Annotated in this window: 15 protein-coding genes and 1 pseudogene; 9 read left to right on the forward strand and 7 right to left on the reverse strand. The window is 72.0% G+C overall.

From position 1 onward, the window contains the following. Positions 1-99: 99 nt before the first annotated feature. Both B072_RS0138175 and B072_RS0138180 read right to left on the reverse strand, forming a co-directional pair. Positions 100-1,866: a glycoside hydrolase family 3 protein gene (locus tag B072_RS0138175; RefSeq protein WP_018535260.1), complete on the reverse strand. Its 1,767-nt coding sequence runs from the start codon at positions 1,864-1,866 to the stop codon at positions 100-102. Positions 1,867-1,877: 11 nt separating this feature from the next. Next, positions 1,878-3,179, reverse strand: a complete 1,302-nt coding sequence (locus B072_RS0138180) for an MFS transporter (RefSeq protein WP_018535261.1) — start codon at positions 3,177-3,179, stop codon at positions 1,878-1,880. 149 nt (positions 3,180-3,328) lie between these two features. Between B072_RS0138180 and B072_RS0138185 the strand changes: the two genes are divergently transcribed. After that, a complete protein-coding gene (locus tag B072_RS0138185; RefSeq protein ID WP_026246742.1) occupies positions 3,329-3,988 on the forward strand; it encodes a TetR/AcrR family transcriptional regulator in 660 nt (219 codons plus the stop codon). Between the two features lie 134 nt (positions 3,989-4,122). Then, positions 4,123-4,947, forward strand: coding sequence for a rhomboid-like protein (locus B072_RS47150; protein ID WP_420707612.1), 825 nt, complete (start codon positions 4,123-4,125; stop codon positions 4,945-4,947). Positions 4,948-4,975: 28 nt separating this feature from the next. Here B072_RS47150 and B072_RS49510 read toward each other — a convergent pair. Further along, a pseudogene (locus B072_RS49510) lies at positions 4,976-5,944 on the reverse strand (DUF3626 domain-containing protein); the annotation flags it as partial. A gap of 249 nt (positions 5,945-6,193) precedes the next feature. Next, positions 6,194-6,835 (reverse strand): GNAT family N-acetyltransferase, encoded by a 642-nt coding sequence (locus tag B072_RS0138200; protein WP_018535267.1) that lies wholly within the window; start codon positions 6,833-6,835, stop codon positions 6,194-6,196. Positions 6,836-7,003: 168 nt separating this feature from the next. On the opposite strand from B072_RS0138200, the gene lon reads away from it, so the two are divergent. Next, entirely contained in the window at positions 7,004-9,418 is a 2,415-nt protein-coding gene (gene lon / locus B072_RS0138205; protein WP_026246744.1) for an endopeptidase La, read from the forward strand. A gap of 63 nt (positions 9,419-9,481) precedes the next feature. On the opposite strand, the gene B072_RS0138210 is transcribed toward lon, so the two are convergent. After that, positions 9,482-10,495, reverse strand: a complete 1,014-nt coding sequence (locus tag B072_RS0138210) for a LuxR C-terminal-related transcriptional regulator (RefSeq protein ID WP_043245483.1) — start codon at positions 10,493-10,495, stop codon at positions 9,482-9,484. Positions 10,496-10,646: 151 nt separating this feature from the next. On the opposite strand from B072_RS0138210, the gene B072_RS0138215 reads away from it, so the two are divergent. Then, a complete protein-coding gene (locus tag B072_RS0138215) occupies positions 10,647-13,496 on the forward strand; it encodes a M4 family metallopeptidase (protein WP_043245485.1) in 2,850 nt (949 codons plus the stop codon). Between the two features lie 85 nt (positions 13,497-13,581). Here the strand turns inward: B072_RS0138215 and B072_RS0138220 are convergent, their stop codons facing one another. After that, positions 13,582-14,403, reverse strand: a complete 822-nt coding sequence (locus tag B072_RS0138220) for a lysozyme (protein WP_018535271.1) — start codon at positions 14,401-14,403, stop codon at positions 13,582-13,584. A gap of 287 nt (positions 14,404-14,690) precedes the next feature. On the opposite strand from B072_RS0138220, the gene B072_RS0138225 reads away from it, so the two are divergent. Further along, complete coding sequence (locus B072_RS0138225; RefSeq protein ID WP_086020453.1) at positions 14,691-15,209, forward strand: MarR family transcriptional regulator; 519 nt, start codon at positions 14,691-14,693, stop codon at positions 15,207-15,209. A gap of 229 nt (positions 15,210-15,438) precedes the next feature. Here B072_RS0138225 and B072_RS0138230 read toward each other — a convergent pair whose 3' ends face one another. Beyond that, positions 15,439-16,227, reverse strand: coding sequence for a protein phosphatase 2C domain-containing protein (locus tag B072_RS0138230; protein ID WP_018535273.1), 789 nt, complete (start codon positions 16,225-16,227; stop codon positions 15,439-15,441). A gap of 533 nt (positions 16,228-16,760) precedes the next feature. Here B072_RS0138230 and B072_RS0138235 point away from each other — a divergent pair. The 4 genes from B072_RS0138235 to B072_RS0138250 are packed head-to-tail and all read left to right on the forward strand — an operon-like array spanning position 16,761 to position 20,977. Then, positions 16,761-19,481: a nitrate- and nitrite sensing domain-containing protein gene (locus B072_RS0138235; RefSeq protein ID WP_018535274.1), complete on the forward strand. Its 2,721-nt coding sequence runs from the start codon at positions 16,761-16,763 to the stop codon at positions 19,479-19,481. After that, a complete protein-coding gene (locus tag B072_RS0138240; RefSeq protein WP_018535275.1) occupies positions 19,478-19,969 on the forward strand; it encodes a roadblock/LC7 domain-containing protein in 492 nt (163 codons plus the stop codon). The genes B072_RS0138235 and B072_RS0138240 overlap by 4 nt, the downstream gene beginning before the upstream one ends. Beyond that, positions 19,966-20,379, forward strand: a complete 414-nt coding sequence (locus B072_RS0138245) for a DUF742 domain-containing protein (protein ID WP_018535276.1) — start codon at positions 19,966-19,968, stop codon at positions 20,377-20,379. Before B072_RS0138240 ends, B072_RS0138245 begins: the two co-directional genes overlap by 4 nt. Continuing rightward, complete coding sequence (locus tag B072_RS0138250) at positions 20,360-20,977, forward strand: GTP-binding protein (protein ID WP_018535277.1); 618 nt, start codon at positions 20,360-20,362, stop codon at positions 20,975-20,977. Before B072_RS0138245 ends, B072_RS0138250 begins: the two co-directional genes overlap by 20 nt. Positions 20,978-20,993: the final 16 nt, after the last annotated feature.

Raw genomic sequence — 20,993 nt, forward strand, 5'->3', positions numbered from 1 at the left:
CGCCCCTGCCGAAGCGCCGTAGCTCCGTCCCGCCGTCGGTACCTGCTGGTGCGTCGTGGTTGCGAGAAGCCCCACTCGCCCGCAGCCGCCCACGAACCCTTACAACCCCGCCCCGACCGCGAACACCGGGTCCGCCGTGTCGTTCGGGACGTCCGGGCGGGACGCCCGCACCGCTGCCATGGACCGCGGCAGCTCGAACGGCAGCCGCCCCTCCGGCACGGCCCGGCCGAAGACCACATCCAGCAGCGCGGCGTCACTCGCGCCGTAGTCCGCGATCAGCACCGCCGCCCGCTCGGCGATCTCGGGGATCACCGCGGCCCGCTCCAGGTTGATGCAGACGACGGTCGGCACGGCGTCCAGGAGCGCGAGGATCGGCTTCAGTTCCTCGTCGGTGAACGCCAGCGTGCCCGAGTGGAAGAACGATTCGAACTTGTTGGCGCGGCGCTCGTACGGCGTGCGCAGACGCAGCACGGCGAGGGAGGCGTGGGCAGGGTCCGACACCAACTCGGCGTACGCGGCGGCCACTTCACCGGACACGTTCTCGACGTACAGCTTCGGGCGGGACGCCACCGGCAGCGTCCCGCCGGAGTTGGTCAGCAGCGTCAGCGAGCGGCGCTGCGCCCGCGCGCCCGCCTCCGTGAAGTCCGCGCGGCCGACCGTCTCGGCGGCCAGGTCCACATCCACGTACGGGTCGTCGAAGAGGCCGAGGACGAACTTCTGGCGGAGGACGCGGCGCAGCGAGGCGTCCAGGCGGTACTCGGGGACGCGGCCGGACTCGACCAGTTCCACGACCAGCTCCGGACGGGCCTCGCCGCCGAACTGGTCGCAACCCGCGTCCAGGACCCGCGCCACCCGGTCGATCTCCGAGAGGTGCTCCAGGCCCCAGGCGCGCGCCGGGTGCGTCTCGCCGAAGATCTCCGAGTCCGTGATCAGGCCCCAGTCGGTGCAGACGATGCCGTCGAAGCCGAGCGTGTCCCGCAACAGACCCTGTACGACACCCTTGTTGGCGCCGAAGCCGACCTCTTCCCAGTCGGTGCCGATGGGCTGCCCGTAGTACGGCATCATCTGCGCGCAGCCCGCGGCGATGGCCGCCTTGAAGGGCTCCAGGTGCAGGTCGCGCATGCCGCCCGGGTACACCTGCTCCTTGCCGTGCGCGAAGTGCGGGTCCTCGCCGTCCTTCTGCGGGCCGCCGCCGGGGAAGTGCTTGACCATCGTCGCGACGGAGTGCCGGCCGAGCCCGTCGCCCTGCAGACCGCGGACGTACGCGCGGACCAGCCGTGAGGTCAGCGCCGCGTCCGAGCCGAACGTGCCGTTCTGCCGGGACCAGCGCGGCTCGCTCGCCAGGTCGATCTGCGGGTGCAGCGCGACCCGGAAGCCGACCGCCAGGTACTCGCGGCGGACCGTGTCGGCGAACTCGTGGACGAGCCGCGGATCGCGCAGTGCCGCGAGGCCGATCGGTTCCGGCCAGGCGCTGAACGCGCCGGAGTTGAAGGACGCGCCCGCGTTGTCCGTGAAGGCGTGCCGGGGGTCCGTGGAGAGGGAGACCGGGATGCCGAGGCGGGTGTCGGCCGCCATCGCCTGCACGGTGTTCTGCCAGCGGGCCATCGCGGCCGGCTCGTACGTGCCCAGGAGGTTGAAGTGGGTCATGTGCCCGCCCTGGAGCATGGCCGTGGTGTCCAGGGGGACCATGGCCGCGTCGCCCTTCTCGACCGTCGAGCCGTCGGGGTGCATGGCGAGCATGGTGTGGAAGAGCTGGCCCGCCTTCTCGGCGACCGTCATCCGGGCCAGGAGGTCCTCGACCCGCTCGGACACGGGGAGTTCGGCGTTCTGGTAGGGGTGGCCTTCGTTGCGGACCGTGAACTGCATGGTCTGTCGCCTCACTTGACGGTGCGGATGAACTGGACGGCCAGCGCGCCGAGCACGCACGCGATGCCGCCGAAGAGGAAGAGCGCCCCGTAGTTGCCGGTGCCGCCGCCGATCGCGAGGAACGCGGGGGCGACGATCGGGACGAGGGACTGGGGGAGCGCGTTGCCGATGTTGAGGACGCCCAGGTCCTTGGCCGCCTCCTCCGGGTCGGGCAGCACCGCCGCCGCGAGCGCCACGTCCACCGAGAGGTAGAGCCCCTCGCCGAAGCCGAAGACGACCACGGCGAGCAGGAACATCGGGTACGAGTACGCCGTCGCGAGCAGCGCGAGGCCCACCGCGATGGCGAGCGAGGAACCGAGGACGTACGGCTTGCGGCGCCCCGAGCGGTCGGAGAGCTGCCCGCCGAGCACCGAGCCGACGACGACCGCCGCGACCATCGCGAGGGTGCCGACGAACTGCTTGCCCGCGACCTCTCCGTCCCCGTAGCCGAGCCGGTCCATCAGGAAGTACGTCTGGTACGAGGTCACGCAGCTGATGCCGATGAAGACCAGGAAGCGGCCGGCGAAGTTCCACGCGAAGTCGGGGTGCTTGCGCGGGCTGACCCAGAAGCTGCGCAGGAACTCCTTGAAGGAGTACGGGGCGAACGTGCCGGGCCGCGCCGGGCGGTCCTTCATCACCGCGCAGAGCGTGACCACGCCCGCGATGCCGAGCAGTCCCGGGAGCAGGAAGGCGAGGGCCAGGTGGCTGCTGAAGCCGTTCGCGAGGCCGCTGCCCGCGATCATCGACAGCGACGTCATCATGCCGACGGTGCCGGAGACCCGGGCCCGCTGGTGCTCGGGCACGAAGTCGGGGATGCCGGCCGTGACGGCGGTCAGCGCGGCGTTGCCGCCGACCTGCGCGAGGGCCCAGCCCAGCATCAGCGTCGCCACGTTGCCCGCGAGGGCGATGACGGCCAGGCCGGCGAAGGCGACCAGCATGCCGCCGAGCAGCCACGGCCTGCGGCGGCCGAACCGGGACGTGGTGCGGTCGGACAGCCCGCCGACCACCGGGTTCGCGATCATCGCGAGGACCGCGCCGAGCGAGAGGACCTGGCCGAGGGCGGTGCCCCGGTCCGCCTCGGGGACGATCTGCGCCACGCGCAGGGCGAGGGTCACCATCACCGGCGTGAGCAGGGTGACCATGACGCCGAACTGGGCGAAGGCGAGGCCGAGCACCAGCTTTCCGGAAGCGGCGGCGGGAGCGGGCTCGGGCGGTGCGGAGACGGGGGACGCGGGGGACTTCGTGCCCGGCGCGGCGTCGGGGATGACGGCCATGGCGGCTCTCCAGGGGGACGGGGGCGGCTTCCTTGCCGACCCGGCGCCGTCAGCGTAAGCGCGAAAAGCGAGTAGGTAGTAGGTTTTCGTGGAGTGGCTTGAATCACACGCCTGGAAAGCGCCACCGAGCCCCGGTCTAGGGTGGGCGCATGGACCGCAGTCAGGGCCCGAAGTCCCGTAGAACCGCAGCTCGCGGCAGCTATGCCGTGGGTGACGAACGCCGCGCGAAGATCCTCGACACCGCCGTCGAGCACTTCGCCCAATGGGGCTTCCACGCCTCGTCGCTGGCGCGGATCGCGAAGGACGTCGGCATCACGCAGGGCGGTCTGCTGCACCACTTCCGCGGCAAGGAGGACCTGCTCGTCTCGGTTCTGGAGCGCTGCGACGAGCAGGACGTCGAGCGGTTCTTCAGCCGGCAGCCGCGGACCGCCGTCGCGTCCTTCGAGGCGCTGCTCGACCTCGCCGCGTACAACGCCGCACGGCCCGGCCGCACCAAGATGTTCAACGTCCTCGTCGGCGAGGCCGGTGAACTGGGCCACCCCGCCCACGACTTCTTCGTCCGCCGCTACCGCATGGTCATCGACAAGAGCGCGGGCCCGCTGCGGGCCGGCGTGGAGAGCGGCGAGCTCAAGCCGGACACCGACCCCGAGGCGATCGCCGCCGAGGTGGCCGCCGTCATGGACGGGCTGCAACTGCAGTGGGCGCTGGCCCCGGACTCGTACGACATGGTCGGCCGGCTGCGCGCCTACCTCGACCGGCTGCTGCGCTCCGTGACCGCCGACGGCTCGGGGCTGCCCGATCCGGCCTGATCTTTTCGGGCCCGCCCGGGGTTACCCGGCGGAAGGTTGCGGGCGAGGCCCGGGACTGTGAGGTTGCTGTGCATCGCGTCTCACGTGGCGTTCGCCATGGACGGGGAAGCCGGATGGGGCGAAGTGTGGGGTGGATGCGCGCGAAAGGGGTGCTTCCCGTGGAACCAGGCGGTGCGGCGGAGGACGGGGGGACCAGCGGCATACGCGGCCCTCTGGCCGGCGTTCCGGTACAGCCGGGACCCTCGGCCCCGGAGGCCGCGCCACGCGGCACGGGCCGCCGGCTGCGGCCGTGGCGCCTGCTGCCCACACCGACCGGGACGCCCTTCACGTTCACCTACGCCGCCGTGCTCGCCGGCACGTCCCTGTTCATGGAGTTCGCCGCCCCGGACACGGTCGCGGCGGCGCTCCGGGCGTCCAGCACCGACGTCACCCATCTGGCCCAGTCCCCGGTGCTGGTGCTGCTGGCCAGCGCGCTGTGGATCGCGGGCGGGATCACGTCACCGTTCGTGATCGCCTTCGTCGTCGTGCTGACCGCCCTGGAGCGCCGGATAGGCGGTCTGCGCACCGCCGCCGTCTTCCTCCTCGGGCATGTCCTCGCGACGCTGGCGACCGAGGTCCCGGTGGGCCTGTCCGTGCTGGCGGGACACCTGCCCGACAGCTCCCTGCACCGCCTCGACTACGGCATCAGCTTCGGCGTCGCCGCGAGCGTCGGCGCGCTCGCCGGGCTGCTCACGCCGTGGCTGCGCTGGCCGGTGCTCGTCGGGGTCGGGGCGATGCTGGTGCAGGACCTGATCGCGTTCACCGATCCGCTGACCAACTGGGGGCACCTGCTGGCCCTCGGCATCGGCGTCGCGACGTGGCCGCTGGTGCGGCGGTGGCGGACGCGCGGGGCACGGCGGTCCCGTCCGGCGGACGCGCGGGCTCCCCGAACTCCACGACGCAGTGCCACAACTGCTTGACGTACTGCAGGACTTCGTCCTGGCTCCCGTACGCCGACCAGTCCTCCGGTGACCCGACGGCGGCCGCGGCGGCCCGGCCCACGACGGCCGCGTCGATCCGCCCGTCGTCGGTGAACTCCGCGGCCACCCGCGCCGCGACGCCGGGCAGCGCGGGCCCGCGGAACCGGGCGAGGTCCTCGTCGCGCCCGTACGGCGTCAGCACGTACCCGGCGTGCCACTCCACCGGAACGCCGATGCCGCACAGCAGTTCACCGGTCGGCGTCCCCCGGAACGACGGGTCGAGGACGAGCGCCTCCGCGTCCCTGACCAGGTCCACGTCGCCGTGCACCTGCGCCTCCGCGTAGAAGTCGAGCGAGCGGCCCAGCGCGCGGGGCGCCGGGTGCGGCAGGGCGCGGATCGCCGCGACGGGGTCGGCGCCCGTGATCCCGAGCGACCGGCCGGTCGCCCGCGCGTCCGCGACGAGGGCGGCGAGCACCGGCAGGAACGCGTCGATCGTGCCGGTGTGCTCCGGGCCGACGTGGCTGTCCCCGAAGCAGAAGGTCGCCCGCGCGTTCACCTCGGGCCGCAGCCGCACATGGCACGACCCGAACCGGGGCGCGGCCCCGTCCGCGTGCCGCATCACGTCGAGCGCCCCGTACTTGGGCCGCTCGTGCGGGAGGGCTCGCGCGTACGCCCCGCCGAACAGCCGCTCCTCCCAGCGGTCGCGCAGGCCGCCGGGGTGCGCGGTGCGGCTGCCGTTCGACAGGCCCGTCTCGTACTGGCCGCGATAACGGGCGTCGGCGGCGAGTCGGTGGGCAACCGTGACGCCCGGGTCGGCGGGCGGGATCCGGTCCGGGTGGAAGTTCAGCGTGACGCGGGCGTGCTCCCGCAGGAGCTCGACCAGACCGTCGGCCCGCTCGACGCCGAGCGAGGCGAGCCGCCGCAGCGCCTCCTGACGCCCCGCGCGCCCGGCGGTCCGCAGATGGGCGAGCGCCGCGCGCTGGGCCGTGGTGAGCATGCGGGGAGTATCCGGGCGGGCGATGCGCGTGAGCAACGGGGTTTCGGCCGGGCCGCGCCGCGTTCGTCTTTCGGGTGCGGCTTTCGTCGTGGCTGGTCGCGCAGTTCCCCGCGCCCCTGGGCGAGCGGAGCTCGCTTCAGGGGCGCGGGGAACTGCGCGAGAAGCCCCACCGGCCCGCACCCGCGAAGCAACCGCACCCGGCAGACGCGACCGCGGCTCTCCCCACGCCCGGTGCGGCCGAGCCCGGGCTCAGACCCCGACGTACTTCGCGTTCGTCAGCGGCGCCACGATCCGCCACCCCACCGCCTCGTACAGCAGCCGCCCCTCCGGCGTGCAGGCGAGGACCGCGCGCGTCGCACCCTGTGCGCGGGCGGCCGCGTGCAGGGTGCGCATCACGACGCTGCCCAGACCCTTCCTGCGATGGTCCTCCGACGTCTCGATCTGGTCGACGACCGCGCTCGCACCGGTCGGGGCGACCTGGCCGCGCGCCGCGAGCGTGCCGTCGTCGTCGGTGAGCACGACCTGGACGACTCCGCCGCGGGACCAGGTGTGCAGGTGGTAGCCGGAAGGGATCTCGGGCTCCGGCTCCCGCGTCAGCTCCGTCGCCATCAGGAAGTCGTCCGAGCCGTACGGTTCCCAGCCCGCGCCGAGCCAGGGCAGCACCCGCTCCCGGTCGGCGAAGACCTTCAGGTGGGTGTTGATGCCGCGCGTCGCCTCGGTGACCTTGCGGACGTCGTCCTCGCGCACGTCGTCGCCGGTGGCGCCGAACACGTGCCGCCCGACGGCCGTGAACCGGCCGACCAGGATCGTGTAGCCCCAGGGCTCGACGAGCGGGGGAGCGGCCCCGCGCGAGACCACCCAGCCGTCGACCCAGTCCCGTACGTGGTCCATACGCACTCCACCCTTGATGTAATAGCCGATTCCCTGGTGTGAACCTTACGTGGCCGTCGCGAGGCCTCGACAGACGTGATCGCTCAGAGCGAACGCCCGGTCGGGAACACTCGGAGCCTCCCGCGCATTGAGTCGACATAGCTCAACTTGACTGCCGAAGGGGAGATCATGGCTTTGACGTCTGCATCGCTCACCTTGCCCGTGCTGCCGCTCGACGACGAGGTCGTGCTGCCCGGCATGGTGGTGCCGCTGGACCTGAACGACACCGACGTACGCGCCGCGGTGGAGGCCGCCCAGGCCGCCGCCCGGTCCAGTGGGGACAGCAAGCCGAAGGTGCTGCTTGTTCCACGCGTCGACGGCACGTACGCGAACATCGGCGTGCTCGGCACCGTCGAGCAGGTCGGACGCCTCGCCGACGGAGACCCGGGCGCGCTGATCCGCGGCCGCGAGCGGGTGCGCATCGGCGCGGGCACGACCGGCCCGGGCGCCGCCCTGTGGGTGGAGGGCCTGACGGTCGAGGAGACCGTGCCGGACCCCGTCCCCGGCGCCGTCGCCGAACTGGTCAAGGAGTACAAGGCGCTCGCCACCAACTGGCTGAAGAAGCGCGGGGCCTGGCAGGTCGTGGACCGCGTCCAGCAGATCGAGGGGGTCTCCGCGCTCGCCGACAACTCCGGCTACTCGCCCTTCCTGACCACCGCGCAGAAGGTCGAACTCCTGGAGACCACCGACCCGGTGGAGCGGCTGAAGCTCGCGACCGCCGCGCTGCGCGAGCACCTCGCCGAGCAGGACGTCGCCGAGACCATCGCCAAGGACGTACAGGAAGGCGTCGACAAGCAGCAGCGCGAGTTCCTGCTGCGGCGCCAGCTCGAAGCGGTCCGCAAGGAGCTGCGCGAGCTGAACGGCGAGCGGTCCGGGGAATCGGCCGAGGAGCCCGACGACTACCGGGCCCGCGTCGAGGCCGCCGACCTCCCCGAGAAGGTGCGCGAGGCCGCGGTCAAGGAGATCGACAAGCTGGAGCGGTCCAGCGACCAGTCGCCCGAGGGCTCCTGGATCCGCACCTGGCTCGACACCGTCCTCGAACTCCCGTGGAACGAGCGGACGGAGGACGCCTACGACATCCAGGGCGCCCGGGGCGTCCTGGACGCGGAGCACTTCGGCCTGGACGACGTGAAGGAGCGGATCACCGAGTACCTGGCCGTGCGCAAGCGGCGCTCCGAGCGCGGACTCGGCGTCGTCGGCGGACGGCGCGGCGGCGCGGTCCTCGCGCTCGTCGGCCCGCCCGGCGTCGGCAAGACGTCGCTCGGCGAGTCCGTCGCGCACGCCATGGGCCGTAAGTTCGTGCGCGTCGCCCTCGGCGGCGTACGGGACGAGGCCGAGATCCGCGGACACCGCCGTACGTACGTGGGTGCCCTGCCGGGCCGCATCGTCCGGGCGATCAAGGAGGCCGGGTCGATGAACCCGGTGGTCCTCCTCGACGAGATCGACAAGGTGGGATCCGACTTCCGGGGCGACCCGGCGGCGGCGCTCCTCGAGGTCCTCGACCCCGCCCAGAACCACACCTTCCGTGACCACTACCTGGAGGTCGAACTCGACCTGAGCGACGTGGTGTTCCTCGCCACGGCGAACGTCCTCGAAGCGATCCCCGAGGCGCTGCTCGACCGGATGGAACTCGTCCGGCTCGACGGCTACACCGAGGACGAGAAGGTCGTCATCGCCCGCGACCACCTGCTCCCGCGCCAGCTGGAGCGGGCCGGACTCGCAAAGGGCGAGGTCGCCATCGACGAGGACGCGCTGCGCAGGCTGGCCGGCGAGTACACGCGCGAGGCCGGCGTCCGCAACCTGGAGCGGGCCGTCACCCGGGTGCTCCGCAAGGTCGCGGCGCAGCACGAACTCGGCGAGCGGGAGCTGCCGTTCACCGTCGGCGCGGACGACCTGCGGGCCCTCGTCGGGCGCCCGCACCACGTCCCCGAGTCGGCGCAGGACCCGGCCGAGCGGCGCACGGCGGTGCCGGGCGTGGCGACCGGCCTCGCGGTGACGGGCGCCGGGGGTGACGTGCTCTTCGTGGAGGCGTCCCTCGCCGATCCGGAGACGGGCGCGGCGGGCCTGACCCTCACCGGCCAGCTCGGCGACGTCATGAAGGAGTCCGCCCAGATCGCGCTGAGCTTCCTGCGCTCGCACGGGGCCGAACTGGAGCTGCCCGTCGCCGACCTGAAGGAACGCGGCGCGCACATCCACTTCCCGGCGGGCGCGGTCCCCAAGGACGGGCCGAGCGCGGGCGTCACGATGACGACGGCTCTCGCCTCGCTGCTGAGCGGGCGCCTGGTCCGTACGGACGTGGCGATGACCGGTGAGGTCTCGCTCACCGGGCGGGTGCTGCCGATCGGCGGCGTGAAGCAGAAGCTGCTCGCCGCGCACCGGGCCGGTGTCACGACCGTCATCATCCCGAAGCGCAACGAGGCGGACCTGGACGACGTCCCGGCCGAGGTCCTGGAGAAGCTGGACGTCCACCCGGTGACGGACGTCCGCCAGGTCCTCGAACTGGCCCTGGCCCCGGCCGGGGTGGAGGTTCCGGTCGCGGCGTGACGGACGGGACCGGACAAGCGCCCCTGAGCGCGCGGCTTCGCCGTCGCGTTCAGGGGCGTCCGGCTACACGGTCAGCCACCCGCGAAGCGTCGCCTGCACCCCCGCCTGGAAGCGCGTCTGCGCGTTCAGCTTCTGCATGAGGCGGGTGATCCGCCGCCGCACCGTGTGCACGTGAATGTCGAGGCGGCGCGCGATCGCCTCGTCCTTCAGCCCGGACGCGAGCATGGTCAGCAACTCCCGGTCCTCGTCCGTGGCCCCGTCCTGCCCGGCGGAGCCGATCGGCACCGCGCGTTCCCACAGCGCGTCGAACAACGGCACCAGCGCGTTGCCGAGCAGTGCGTCACTGACCACCAGCGCCGACGCCGTCGGATCCGCCGCGTCGGTCGGCGGAAGCAGCGTGATCCGCCGGTCCACGGTGATGAGCTTGGTGGGCAGATCGGTGCCCACCCGGATCTGCACCCCCTGCTCCGCAAGGTCGTTGAGGCCACGGGCCCGGCCGGGAAAACTCAGGCCCTCCCGGTCCACGACCGCCCGCACCCGGGCGCCGCGCCGCGCCGGTGCGGCCATGTCCAGCGGGGTCGGCATGCCGTCCGGCTGGCTCGAGGCGTAGGGCGGCCGGTCCAGCAGGGACACCTCCTCGCGCGCCGACACCAGCAGCGCGGCCACCCGCTCACTGATGGCGGGACCGCCGCGCACCGTCTCGATGCCGATCGCGCGCGGGTCCTGGGCCGTGCTCAGCAGCTCTGCCGAGATCCGGTCGAGCGACCCGGTCAACTCCTCCAACTCGGCGGTTCTGCGCAGCAATTGGGCCTGGCGCAGATGGAGCATGCCGCGCAGCGCGGTCGCCGGGGCGACGGCCGGCGGCAGGCCGGGCCCCGCGGCGGGCCGGGTGAAGCCGTGCTCGGCGAGCTGGTCGAGGGCCGACGTGACCCGGCGTACCGGCAGAGCGAGGGAGCGGGCGAGCGCGGCGCGCGACGGATGGTGTCCTGGCTGGTTCAACAGGGCCTCGTAGACCTGGAGTCCGTCGGCCCCGAGCCCGAGAGCCTCCCACTGCGCATCCACTTCACCCGGTGTCACGGCCGGATTCTCGCCCGATCCGTGCAGGCCACACAAGTGTGCACGTACACAAGTAGGCACCGGCAACGCATTGTTCACAGCCCCTCACCGGCATTTGCATGGCCGCATCCGAAATCCGTTCACCCGCCCCTTGGGCAGCGAAGGGAACATCGTGCGGACCTCAGCGCGCAGTAGAAGAGCAGACAGACCGGGCGGCATAGCCGTCGGCCAGGGAGTGGCGGCGCTGCTCGCGGCCGCCGGGCTCCTGGTGACCGGCGTGACGGCCGCCCACGCGGACACCGCACCGGCCGCGGCCACCGCCACCACCCCGGGCAGCGAGACCGACACCCCGTCCCTGGTGACCGGGCTGAAGGAGGCGGCGGCCGGCACCGGCAGCGCCGCCGACGCCGCCCGCGGCCACCTCAAGGCGAAGAAGAGCCGGTACCACATCGCGGACACCTCGGCGAAGGACCTCACCTCGCTGGGCACGGTCAGCGAGGGCGGCAAGGAGACGGTCCGCCTCCAGCAGAAGTACAAGGGCGTCGAGGTCCTGGGCGGTCAGTACCTGGTCCGCATGACGAAGAAGGACGGCAGGCGCACCGTCACCGGCACCTCCGGCAACTACTTCACCGAGCTGAAGCTCGCCTCGGTCGCGCCGAAGGTCTCCGAGAAGACGGCGATCCAGCGCGCGGTCGCCGCCGTCGCCACCCAGCTCGGCGGCGGTCTGCTGCACGCCCCGGACAAGGGCGCGAAGGCCGGCGGCAAGCAGCTCACCGGCACGGCCGGGGACGTCACCATCCTGCCGCAGGGCAGCGGCGTGCTCACCCGGCACATCACCGTCACCGGCGTCAGCCCGGCCGACGGGACGCCGGTGCAGCAGGAGGTGTACGTCGACGCGCGCTCCGGTTTCCCGGTCATGCAGTACAGCTCCATCAAGACGTTCGGCGCGACCGGCACCGGCACCGCCTCCGCAGAGGCGACGGGGGAGGCGCCCGACACCTCGACGGCCGCCGCCGACCAGCTCGTCGTCAAGGGCACCGGCACCCGCTACAACGGCGACAAGGTCGAGCTCAACCTGTACAAGGACATCCACGGCGAGCTCCAGACGATCGACTACAGCCGGCGGACCGCCGCCAACCCGCTCGGCGACATGATCGCCACCTACGACGCCCGCGGCCGTGAGGTCGCCGGTGCGTCCGGCGCCTGGCCCACCGGCATCAAGACGTTCCGCCCGGCGACGCCCGACCTCGGCACGGAGTACACCGACTCCGGTGCGGTGGACGCCCATTGGGCAGCGGGCAAGGTCTTCGACTACTACAAGAACCACTTCGGCCGGGACGCCCTCGACGACGAGGGTGGTCCCATCTACTCCCTGGTCGGCGTCGTCGCCAACGGCCAGCCGTACAACAACGCCTTCTGGGACGGTCAGAAGATGGTGTACGGCCAGGGCGGTGGCGACTACCGCACCTTCTCCGCGGACACCGACGTCGTCGGCCACGAGATGACGCACGGCGTCGTCGAGCACACCGCGAACCTGGTCTACGCGGGCCAGTCCGGCGCCATGAACGAGGCCCTCGCCGACTACTTCGGCAACGCCATCGACCTGGAGGCCAACAACGTCTCCATGGACGACCCGGACGCGGGCCTGCTCGGCGAGGACCTGTGCACCACGCTCAGCCCGCGCGAGTGCGCCCTGCGCGACCTCAACGACGGCAAGACCACGTCGAAGGACTTCATCGGCGTCACCTACCGCGGTGACAACGGCGGCGTGCACCTCAACTCCACGATCTTCTCCGGCGCCCTGTGGGACATGCGCCAGGACCTCGGCGGCGACCTCGCCGACCAGATCGTCTACCGCGCGCTGTCCGCGTACATGACCCCGCTCGACGGCTTCACCGAGGGCCGCGCCGCGGTCATCGCCGCCGCGCAGGAACTGGGCGTCACCAAGGCGCAGCTGACCATCGTCAAGCGGTCGTTCGCCGCGCACGGCATCGTGCCCGGCTGGGAGAAGGCGCTCGGCGTCGACACCGACACGATCCTGTCCAAGGTCAACGTCTTCAACACCGGCGTCGGTGCCGGCGGCGGCAAGTACGCCGTCTCCCGCTCCAACGAGGACGGCAGCGAGCCGTACTCGGTGTGGCTGGGCAACACCTCCGGCACGGGCGCGCCCCAGTTGATGAGCGCCAACAACGGTGACTACAACGTCTACGCGGACACCGACGGCAAGACGGTGGTCTGGGCCGACTACAGCAGCACGGGCATCAAGATCATGGCGCGTCCGGTCAAGGGCGGCGTCGCGAAGGTGGTCGACGGCATCGGCAGCGACGTCTCCGGGCTCGTCGTGGACGGCGACTACGTCGCCTACACCGCGTTCAACCCGCAGTTCGGCGTCACGAACGTCCGGTACGTCAACATGAAGACGGGTGCGGTCGGCCTGGTCGACGGCGGCCGTCCCTACAACGTCTCGGGTCTGCCCTCCGTCAAGGACGGCAAGATCGCCTACGCCAAGCTGGCCCCCGACGCGAACGGCGACTACGCGCTCGGTGTCGAGGTCTTCGACGGAGCGACCGGCACCAAGACGGCGATGCCCGTCGCCGACGCCGCCAACACGGTGAGCATCGGCCAGACCGCGATCACAGACGACGGTGTCTTCTGGATCGAGGACAACGACGCCACCGACACCGGCAAGGCCGCGGTGCGCCGCGCCGACCTCGACGGCTCGCACCCGGTCACCCTCACCCAGGAGGCCGGCGACGACTCGCTGTACGCGTACTCGCTGACCGCCTCGGACGACGCGGTCACCGTCACCACGCTGCCGCCGGCCACGAGCTGGGCCAACGAGACGCTGCCGAAGCTGGTCCAGCTGGCGCCCGACGGCAAGGGCGGCGCCCAGCGCGTCTCCTGCAACCGGGGCGACCAGGCCTACGCGGCCGCCGACGAGGGCCAGCGTGTCCTGTGGCTGGACGGCACCACCGGCTACACGAACCTCGTGAAGCGGGACCGGCCGGCCGGGCGCTGCTGACCGACCCACCCGCACACGACAGCGGCCGGACTCCGAGTGGGGGGAGCCCGGCCGCTGTTCCTCGTACGCTCCGTGCGGGGCGGGCTCAGCCGTTGGCGAGCGCCTGGACGCGGTCGAGCGCGCCGTTGAACTTGTCGTGGTCACCGACGGTCGGGCCCGACGAGGTGTACTGCCACATCGTCTGGACACCCCAGCCGGCCGGCAGCGTGCCCACGGCGGAGGCGTACCGGGCGATCCACAGCGGGTTGGTGGTGCCGAACGCGGCGGAGTTGCCGGTGCACTCGGTCCACCAGCTCGTGGCGGTGTAGATCACCGCGTCACGCCCGGTGCGCGCCTTGTACGTGTTCACGAAGTCCCGGATCCAGGACACCATCCCGGCGGCCGTCTTGCCGTAGCAGGAGGCGCCGTAGGGGTTCCACTCGATGTCGAGCACGCCCGGCAGCGTCTTGCCGTCCTTCGACCAGCCGCCCCCGTGGTCCACGAAGTAGTTGGCCTGGGTGGCGCCGCTCGTCGTGTCCGGGGTCGCGAAGTGGTAAGCGCCGCGGATCATGCCCACGTTGTACGAGCCGTTGTACTGCTGCGCGAAGTACGGGTTCGTGTAGTACGTGCCCTCGGTGGCCTTGGTGTAGGCCCACTTCACGCCGCTGCTCCACAGCGTCGACCAGGCCACGTTGCCCTGGTGGCCGCTGACGTCGACGCCCTCGGTCTGGGTGACCCTGCCGACCGGGCCCTGGCCGGTGTCGCCGTCGTGCGCGGCCACCCCCATGCCCAGGTGTGCCTCACCCCGGGCGGGGACGTCGTCGGCCTGCGCGGCACTCGGCAGGGTGAACAGGAGGGACAGCGCGGCGAGCAGGGCGCCGGCCGCGAAGCGGCGGCGTCGGGGGGTTCCGGGTCTGTGCACGGGCATTGCATGCCTCCGAGGGCCTCGTGGGGGACCAGCGCGTCGCTGATCGGGGGACCTGTGCTGTGGGGACCTGTGCTGTGGTGACCTGTGCTGTGGTGACCTGTCGACATGTCGCCGTGACGATGCTGGTGTGGACATGCCATGCATGACGCTACGCATGTAGACCTGGGGGAGGGAAGAGGGCCAGGGTGCTGCCGTTGGTCTACTCCTGCGAAATACTGACGGAGCTGCGGTAATGGCGGCGATTGGCGAAAACTTTCAGATTCGGGAAACCCGGGGAAACTCTGACCATGGGTGCTGACGTGCACGAAGACGGGAACGGCCGGCGGCAGGGCGCGGAACGCGATGCGAATTCCGAGCCCGCTCCGACTGGTGTGGACCACGAATTCCTGGCCCTGGAGCGGGAGTTGACGGTCTTCCTGCGCCGCGCCCGGGCCTCCTCCGGCGAGATGGCCCGCGAGGTCCACCCCGACCTGGAACCGGCCGCGTACGGACTCCTGGTGCGCCTGGAGGAGTGCGGCGCGCAGCGGGCCACCGAACTCGCCGCGTACATCGGCGTCGGCAAGGCGACCATGAGCCGCCAGCTGCGCGCCCTGGAGGACCTCGGCTTCCTCTCCCGCGAACCCGACCCGGCGGACGGCCGCGCCTGGCTCGTCTCCCTCACGGAACGCGGCCGCGAGAACTTCCGCCAGGTGCGGGATGCCCGGCGGATGCGGTACGTGCGGCAGCTGGCGGGGTGGGACCGGCTGGAGGTCGCCGAACTGGCGCGGCTGCTGCATCAGTTGAACGCGGGGGCCGAGCAGGCTTAGGCCGTTTCTGATGGCTCTTGGGCGACCGCCGGGGAGATCGTCGGCGCAATGGAGGCTGCCACTCGATGCGCCGGCCGCCTCGGCGAGCACTCTCGTGACAGCCTCCCGACGTTTCAAGAGCCGTCAGAAGCACCCCAGCCCCGTCGGGCTCGCCGTCTCGGGGTTCCGCCCCGGACCCCGCTCCTCAATCGCCGGAGGGGCTTGATTGCGGCCGCAGGGGCTTGAACGGCTACAACTCGACGTACACCAGCGACGCGTCGTCGTGGGTCTTGCTCCGCCGCAGGTACGTACGGTCCTGCGCGTCCGCGTCCTCCAGGGCCCGGACGCGGGCCACCGTCGCCTCCGCGCCCTCCTTGCGCACGAGCGTGAACAGGTCCGCCCAGTCGCCCTCGCGGAACTTCTCCACCCAGCGCGTCACCCCGTCGGTCATCGCGGCCAGTGCCCGGACCTCGGTGCGCGCGAGGGTGCCGGTCACCGCCCTGTCCACGACGGTGGGATCCGCGGCCGCCGTGAAGAAGCCGCCCTCCTTGTTCCGTACGGTCGCGTCGGCCACCTCGGCCGAGACCAGGCCGGCGCGCGGCAGCCGGTCCAGGCGGTCGTCGAGCAGGGCGCGGACGGTGCCGTCGGGGGCCTCGGTGAGCAACACCGAGTCGGACAGCACCAGATACTCGACCCGCGCCGCGTCCCAACGCGCGAGCACGACGGTTGCCTGAGGCGTACGCGGGTGAGAAAGGTCACAAGTTGAACGATGTGCGTCGGCGGTGCGGACGATCGCGGCCGCGAGGGCATCACGCAACGTCATATCCCGCCGTGAAGCGGACAGTTCGGCCAGCGCGCCGCCGAGCCGGGCGGTGAACCAGGGGACGGAATGCAGACAGCCGTCATCCGTGGCCGGAGGGGTGACACCGTCGAGGACGACCAGAGATCCGCCCTGCCCGGAGGCCGGAAGCCCTACCGATGCGTAGTCCTCGTTCGGGCGGGCGGGGTCGCCGGGTTCGGTGGTCAGTTCGATGCGCATTCGGCCAGTCTGCACGAGCCCTTCACAGGTGTGGCGGAGCTCGGCGGGTTGGCCTGTACCAGCAGGTCACGTGCCGGTTTTGCGGCGGAATGATCAACTCCGGTGAAGGGTGGCGGGGCATCTTGCCAAAGCCTGTGAAAGACGTCCAACCGGCGCACCGCGGGCGGGTCGTGCCCGTGTCGGGGGAACTTGCCCCTCAACTCCCCGTCGATGTTCACTCCTTCGGGTGGCGGGCGAGGTGATGTGCGCCCCCTGCCCACCGGCACTGGAATGGTCAGGAGCCATGCCAGAGGGGCGCAAGTGTTGACGGATCGTCATCCGGGCCCATGGGTAGTGGGTAGGACGAGTCAGGAATGCGAGCATCAGTGCGGAACACCTCCGGCGGTAATGGGTCCCTCGGACTGGAGCAGTCGGACGGTTCCGGGGTGTCCGGAAGTAGCGCATCGTCCGGGGCGGCCGAGGCCCCCGGGGCGTCCGACGGCTCGTCCGGGCCGAGCGCGCAGCTCCCCGCACCCCTTCCGGAGGCGACTGCCGTGAAGGGCAGGCGGAAGCGGGTGCGGAACCGGCTCATCGTCGCCGTCGCCGTGGTCGCCGCAGCCATCGCCGGAGCCGGAGCTCCCGCCGTGCTCGCCGCCTCCTCCCAGGTGGGGGACTCCCAGGTGCTCGTCGACGACGCCGCGCGGACGCAGCGCGCGCTCTCGCTGTCGCACGCGCTGGCCGACGAGCGGGACGAGATCGCCGCCTACATCGCCGCCGGGCGCCCCGAGGGCCAGGGGCTGAGCGAGGCCCGCAGCGCGCGGGTCGACCGGCAGGTCGAGGAGTTGCGGGCCGACGCGCCCGGGTCGCTGAAGAGCGTCCTCGGCAATGTCGCCGCCGTCCGCCGCGCCGCGCTCACCGGCAAGGACACTGCCCTGGAGGCGCACTCCGCGTACTCCGACGCCATAGCCGAACTGCACCGGCAGGCCGAGGAGTTGGCCGACCGGATCCCCACCAGGGCAGGCGCCGGCGCGCACGCCCTCGCGGATCTGGACCGGGCCGTCGACCAGGCGTCGGCCGCGCGCGGGCTGCTGCTCGCCGCGTACTCCGTGCCGAGGTCCTCGACCAGCACCACCGTCGTCGACCCCACCACCGGCCTCGCCCGCACCGTCGTCGGCCAGACGTCCTCCGACAGCAAGCAGCAGAACGAGCTCAGCGCCGCCGCCATGCAGGCCAGGGTCCGCGAGCAGGCCGCCCTCGACGACTTCCGGGAGTCCGCGCCGGCCGCCTCCGTGGACGCGTACGACGCCACGGTCACCGGCCCCGACACCACCAAGGCCGAGAAGTACCTGGAGCGCCTCACGGACGCTCCGACGCTGTCCGACACCGAACTCGGCTTCAGCAAGAAGAGCATCGACGCCGCGCTGACCTCCCGGGTCGACCTGATGCGCGGCACCGAGTCCGCGCTCGGCGACCAGCGCCTCAAGCGCCTGGAGCAGCTGCGCGACGACGACGTGACCGCCCTGGAGGTGCGGATCGCGCTGGTCGGGGTCTGCCTGCTCGCGGCCGTCGGCGTGGCCATGGGCGCGGCGCGCTCGCTCACCCGGCCGCTCGCCGTGCTGCGCATCGGGTCCGGCCGCCTCGCGGAGTCGCCCGCGACCGAGGAACCCGTCAAGTTCACCGGCCACAACGACGAGTTCGCGCAGGTCGTCCGCTCCGTCAACGCCCTGCACGCCCACGCCCTCGCCCTGCACGAGCGCGTCACCACCCTGGAGTCCGACCGCAAGCACCTCATCGGTGAGCGGCAGCGGATGGCCGACGGCCGGGACGCGCTGCGCGCCGAACTCACCCAAGCTTCAGCCCAGTTGGAGCGCGCCAAGGGCGCGATACACGGCACCTTCGTGAACCTCGCCCTGCGTACGCTCGGCCTCGTGGAGCGCCAACTCGGTGTCATCGAGGGCCTGGAGGAGCGCGAGCAGGACCCCGACCGGCTCGGCACGCTCTTCAAGCTCGACCACTTCGCCACCGTCATGCGCCGCCACAGCGAGAACCTGCTGGTGCTCGCCGGCGCCGATCACGGCCAGCAGCACGCGGGCTCCGTGCCACTCGTCGACGTCGCCCGCGCCGCCGTCTCCGAGATCGAGCGCTACGAGCGCGTGCGCATCTCCGCGCTGCCGCCGCACGCGCACATCGCCGGGTTCGCCGCGGACGACCTCAGCCACCTGGTGGCCGAACTCCTGGAGAACGCCACGTCGTTCTCGCCGCCGGACGCCTCCGTCGAGGTCTCCGGCTGGCTCCTGGAGAACGGCGAGGTCATGCTCTCCGTCCAGGACGAGGGCATCGGCATGGCCGAGGACCGGATGCGCGAGCTGAACGCCCGCCTCGCCGCGTTCACCACCGAGCAGGCGCACGACCCGGAGGACTCCGACGGTCTCGGACTCGGCCTGTACGTCGTCGCCCGGCTCGCGGCGCGGCACGGACTGCGCGTCCGGCTGCGCGAGCAGAAGCAGGGCGGGGTCGCGGCGGTCGTCGTGCTGCCCATCGCGCTGCTCGCCGCCGCGCCCGCCGCGTCGGTGCCGCCCGCGGTCGTGGTGCCGGGCGGGGCCCCCGCCGTGCACCTGCCGGGATCCGAGGCGGAGGCCAACTCCAACGTCCTGTCCGGCCGTTCGGCGCTCGCCTCCGGCGGGGACCCGCTGATCGAGGCCGCCGAAGAGGCGGTACGGGTGGCGGAGAGCACGGCGGAGAGCCCGGCCGAGACCACGATGGAACTGGTCGCGCCGATCCCGGCGGCCGAGGAGCCGGCGCCCCCGGCCCGGCCGGAGCCGGAGCCGGAGCCCGCGCCCCGGCCGGAGGCGCGGACCCTGCCCCGCCGGACGACCGTGCCCGCCCCCGCCCCGGAGCCGGACGCCCACGAGCGCACGCCCGACGAGACCGGCGCGCCCGCCGGGCAGTCCGCCGACCGCCCCGACCGTCCCGCCGAGCCGTCCGCGGGCCAGGCCGGCCAGGCCGACGAGGCCCCGCCGCAGGCCGCCGCCGTGCCCAAGTGGGAACGCGTCACGGACAAGGGCCTGCCCAAGCGCACCCCGAAGATCGCCGCCCCCGCCCCCGCTCCGAAGCCGCGCACCGGCTCCGTCGACGCGGACGCGCTGCGCCGCAGGCTCGGCGGGTTCCACCGCGGTGCCCAGGAGGGCCGTCGCGACGTGGAGGCAGAGATCGCCGACACCACAGCACGTATTGGAGAAGCCAAGGGGGACACAGCCGAGGAGGCAAGCAGTTGACTGCGCCCACCCCTGCACTCAACAACCCTGCACTGAGTTCCGAAGCACGCAATCTGCACTGGCTGCTGACCAACCTGGTCGAGGAGGTACCAGGGCTGCTCTCCGTCGCCGTCGTCTCGTCCGACGGACTGCTCCTGCTCTCCTCCGACCCGGGAAGGAACGCCGAGGCCCCCGCCGACCACAGCGGCGGCCCCAAGGGCTCCAGCGCCGACCTCGCCACCATCGTGTCCGGCGTCGGCAGCCTCACCATCGGCGCCGCCAAGCTGATGGACGGGGGAGGCGTCAAGCAGACCATGGTCGCGATGGAGGAGGGCAGCCTCTTCGTCATGTCCATCAGTGACGGTTCCCTGCTGGGCGTGCACGCCACCCCGGACTGCGACATGAGCGTCATCGCGTACCACATGGCGCTCTTCGTCGGCCGTGCCGGGCACGTCCTGACGCCCGAACTCCGCAGCGAACTGCGCCAGTCCATGGAGACCACCCGATGACGTCCGGCAGTACGAGCAAACTCCCCGTGCGCGGCGGCGACCGCAAACCCGCCCGCGTACGCCCCTATTCCCTGACCGGCGGCCGCACCCGCTTCGGCCACGTCCTCCTGGTCGAGACGTTCATCGCGAGCACAGCCGCCCTCGAGGCGCCCGACGAGCGCCTCGAACTGGGCAAGGGCACGCTCGCGGGAGTGATGCCGGAGATGCGCGCCATCGTCGAACTGTGCCGCCGCATGCGCACGGTCGCCGAGATCGCCGCGCTCCTGAAGATGCCCCTCGGTGTGGTCCGCGTGCTCCTCAGCGACCTCGCCGACCAGGGAAAGATCCGTGTGTACGGAACCGGTCACGGCCCGGGACAGCCGGACCGCGCGCTGCTCGAAAGGGTGCTGAGTGGACTCCGCCGTCTCTGAACTCCTCGATGACGAGGAGCAGTTGCAGGCATGGCAGACGGACCGAAGCCGGGCTCCCATCGCCACGAAGATAGTGGTCGCGGGCGGCTTCGGCGTCGGCAAGACGACCCTGGTGACCGCCGTGTCGGAGATCCAGCCCCTCCAGACGGAGGCGCTGATGACCCAGGCCAGCGAGGACACCGACGACCTGACCGCGACGCCCGACAAGACGACCACCACGGTCGCCATGGACTTCGGCCGCATCACGCTCGACGACGACCTGGTCCTGTACCTGTTCGGTACGCCGGGCCAGCAGCGGTTCTGGTTCATGTGGGACGACCTGGTGCGCGGCGCGATCGGCGCGGTGGTCCTCGCCGACACCCGCCGCCTCTCGGACTGCTTCCCGGCGCTCGACTACTTCGAGAGCTGCGGGCTGCCGTACGTCGTCGCGGTCAACCACTTCGACGGGACGGTGAAGTTCGAGCCCGACGACGTGCGCGAGGCGCTCACGGTGCCGCCGCACGTGCCCGTCCTGGTCATGGACGCACGCCGCCGCATCTCCGTGATCGAGACGCTGCTGTCCCTGGTCGGTCACGCCCTCGACGCCACCCCCGCTTAACTCCTTTTACTCATAC

The sequence above is a fragment of the Streptomyces sp. HmicA12 genome (assembly GCF_000373565.1).
Taxonomy (GTDB): Bacteria; Actinomycetota; Actinomycetes; order Streptomycetales; family Streptomycetaceae; genus Streptomyces.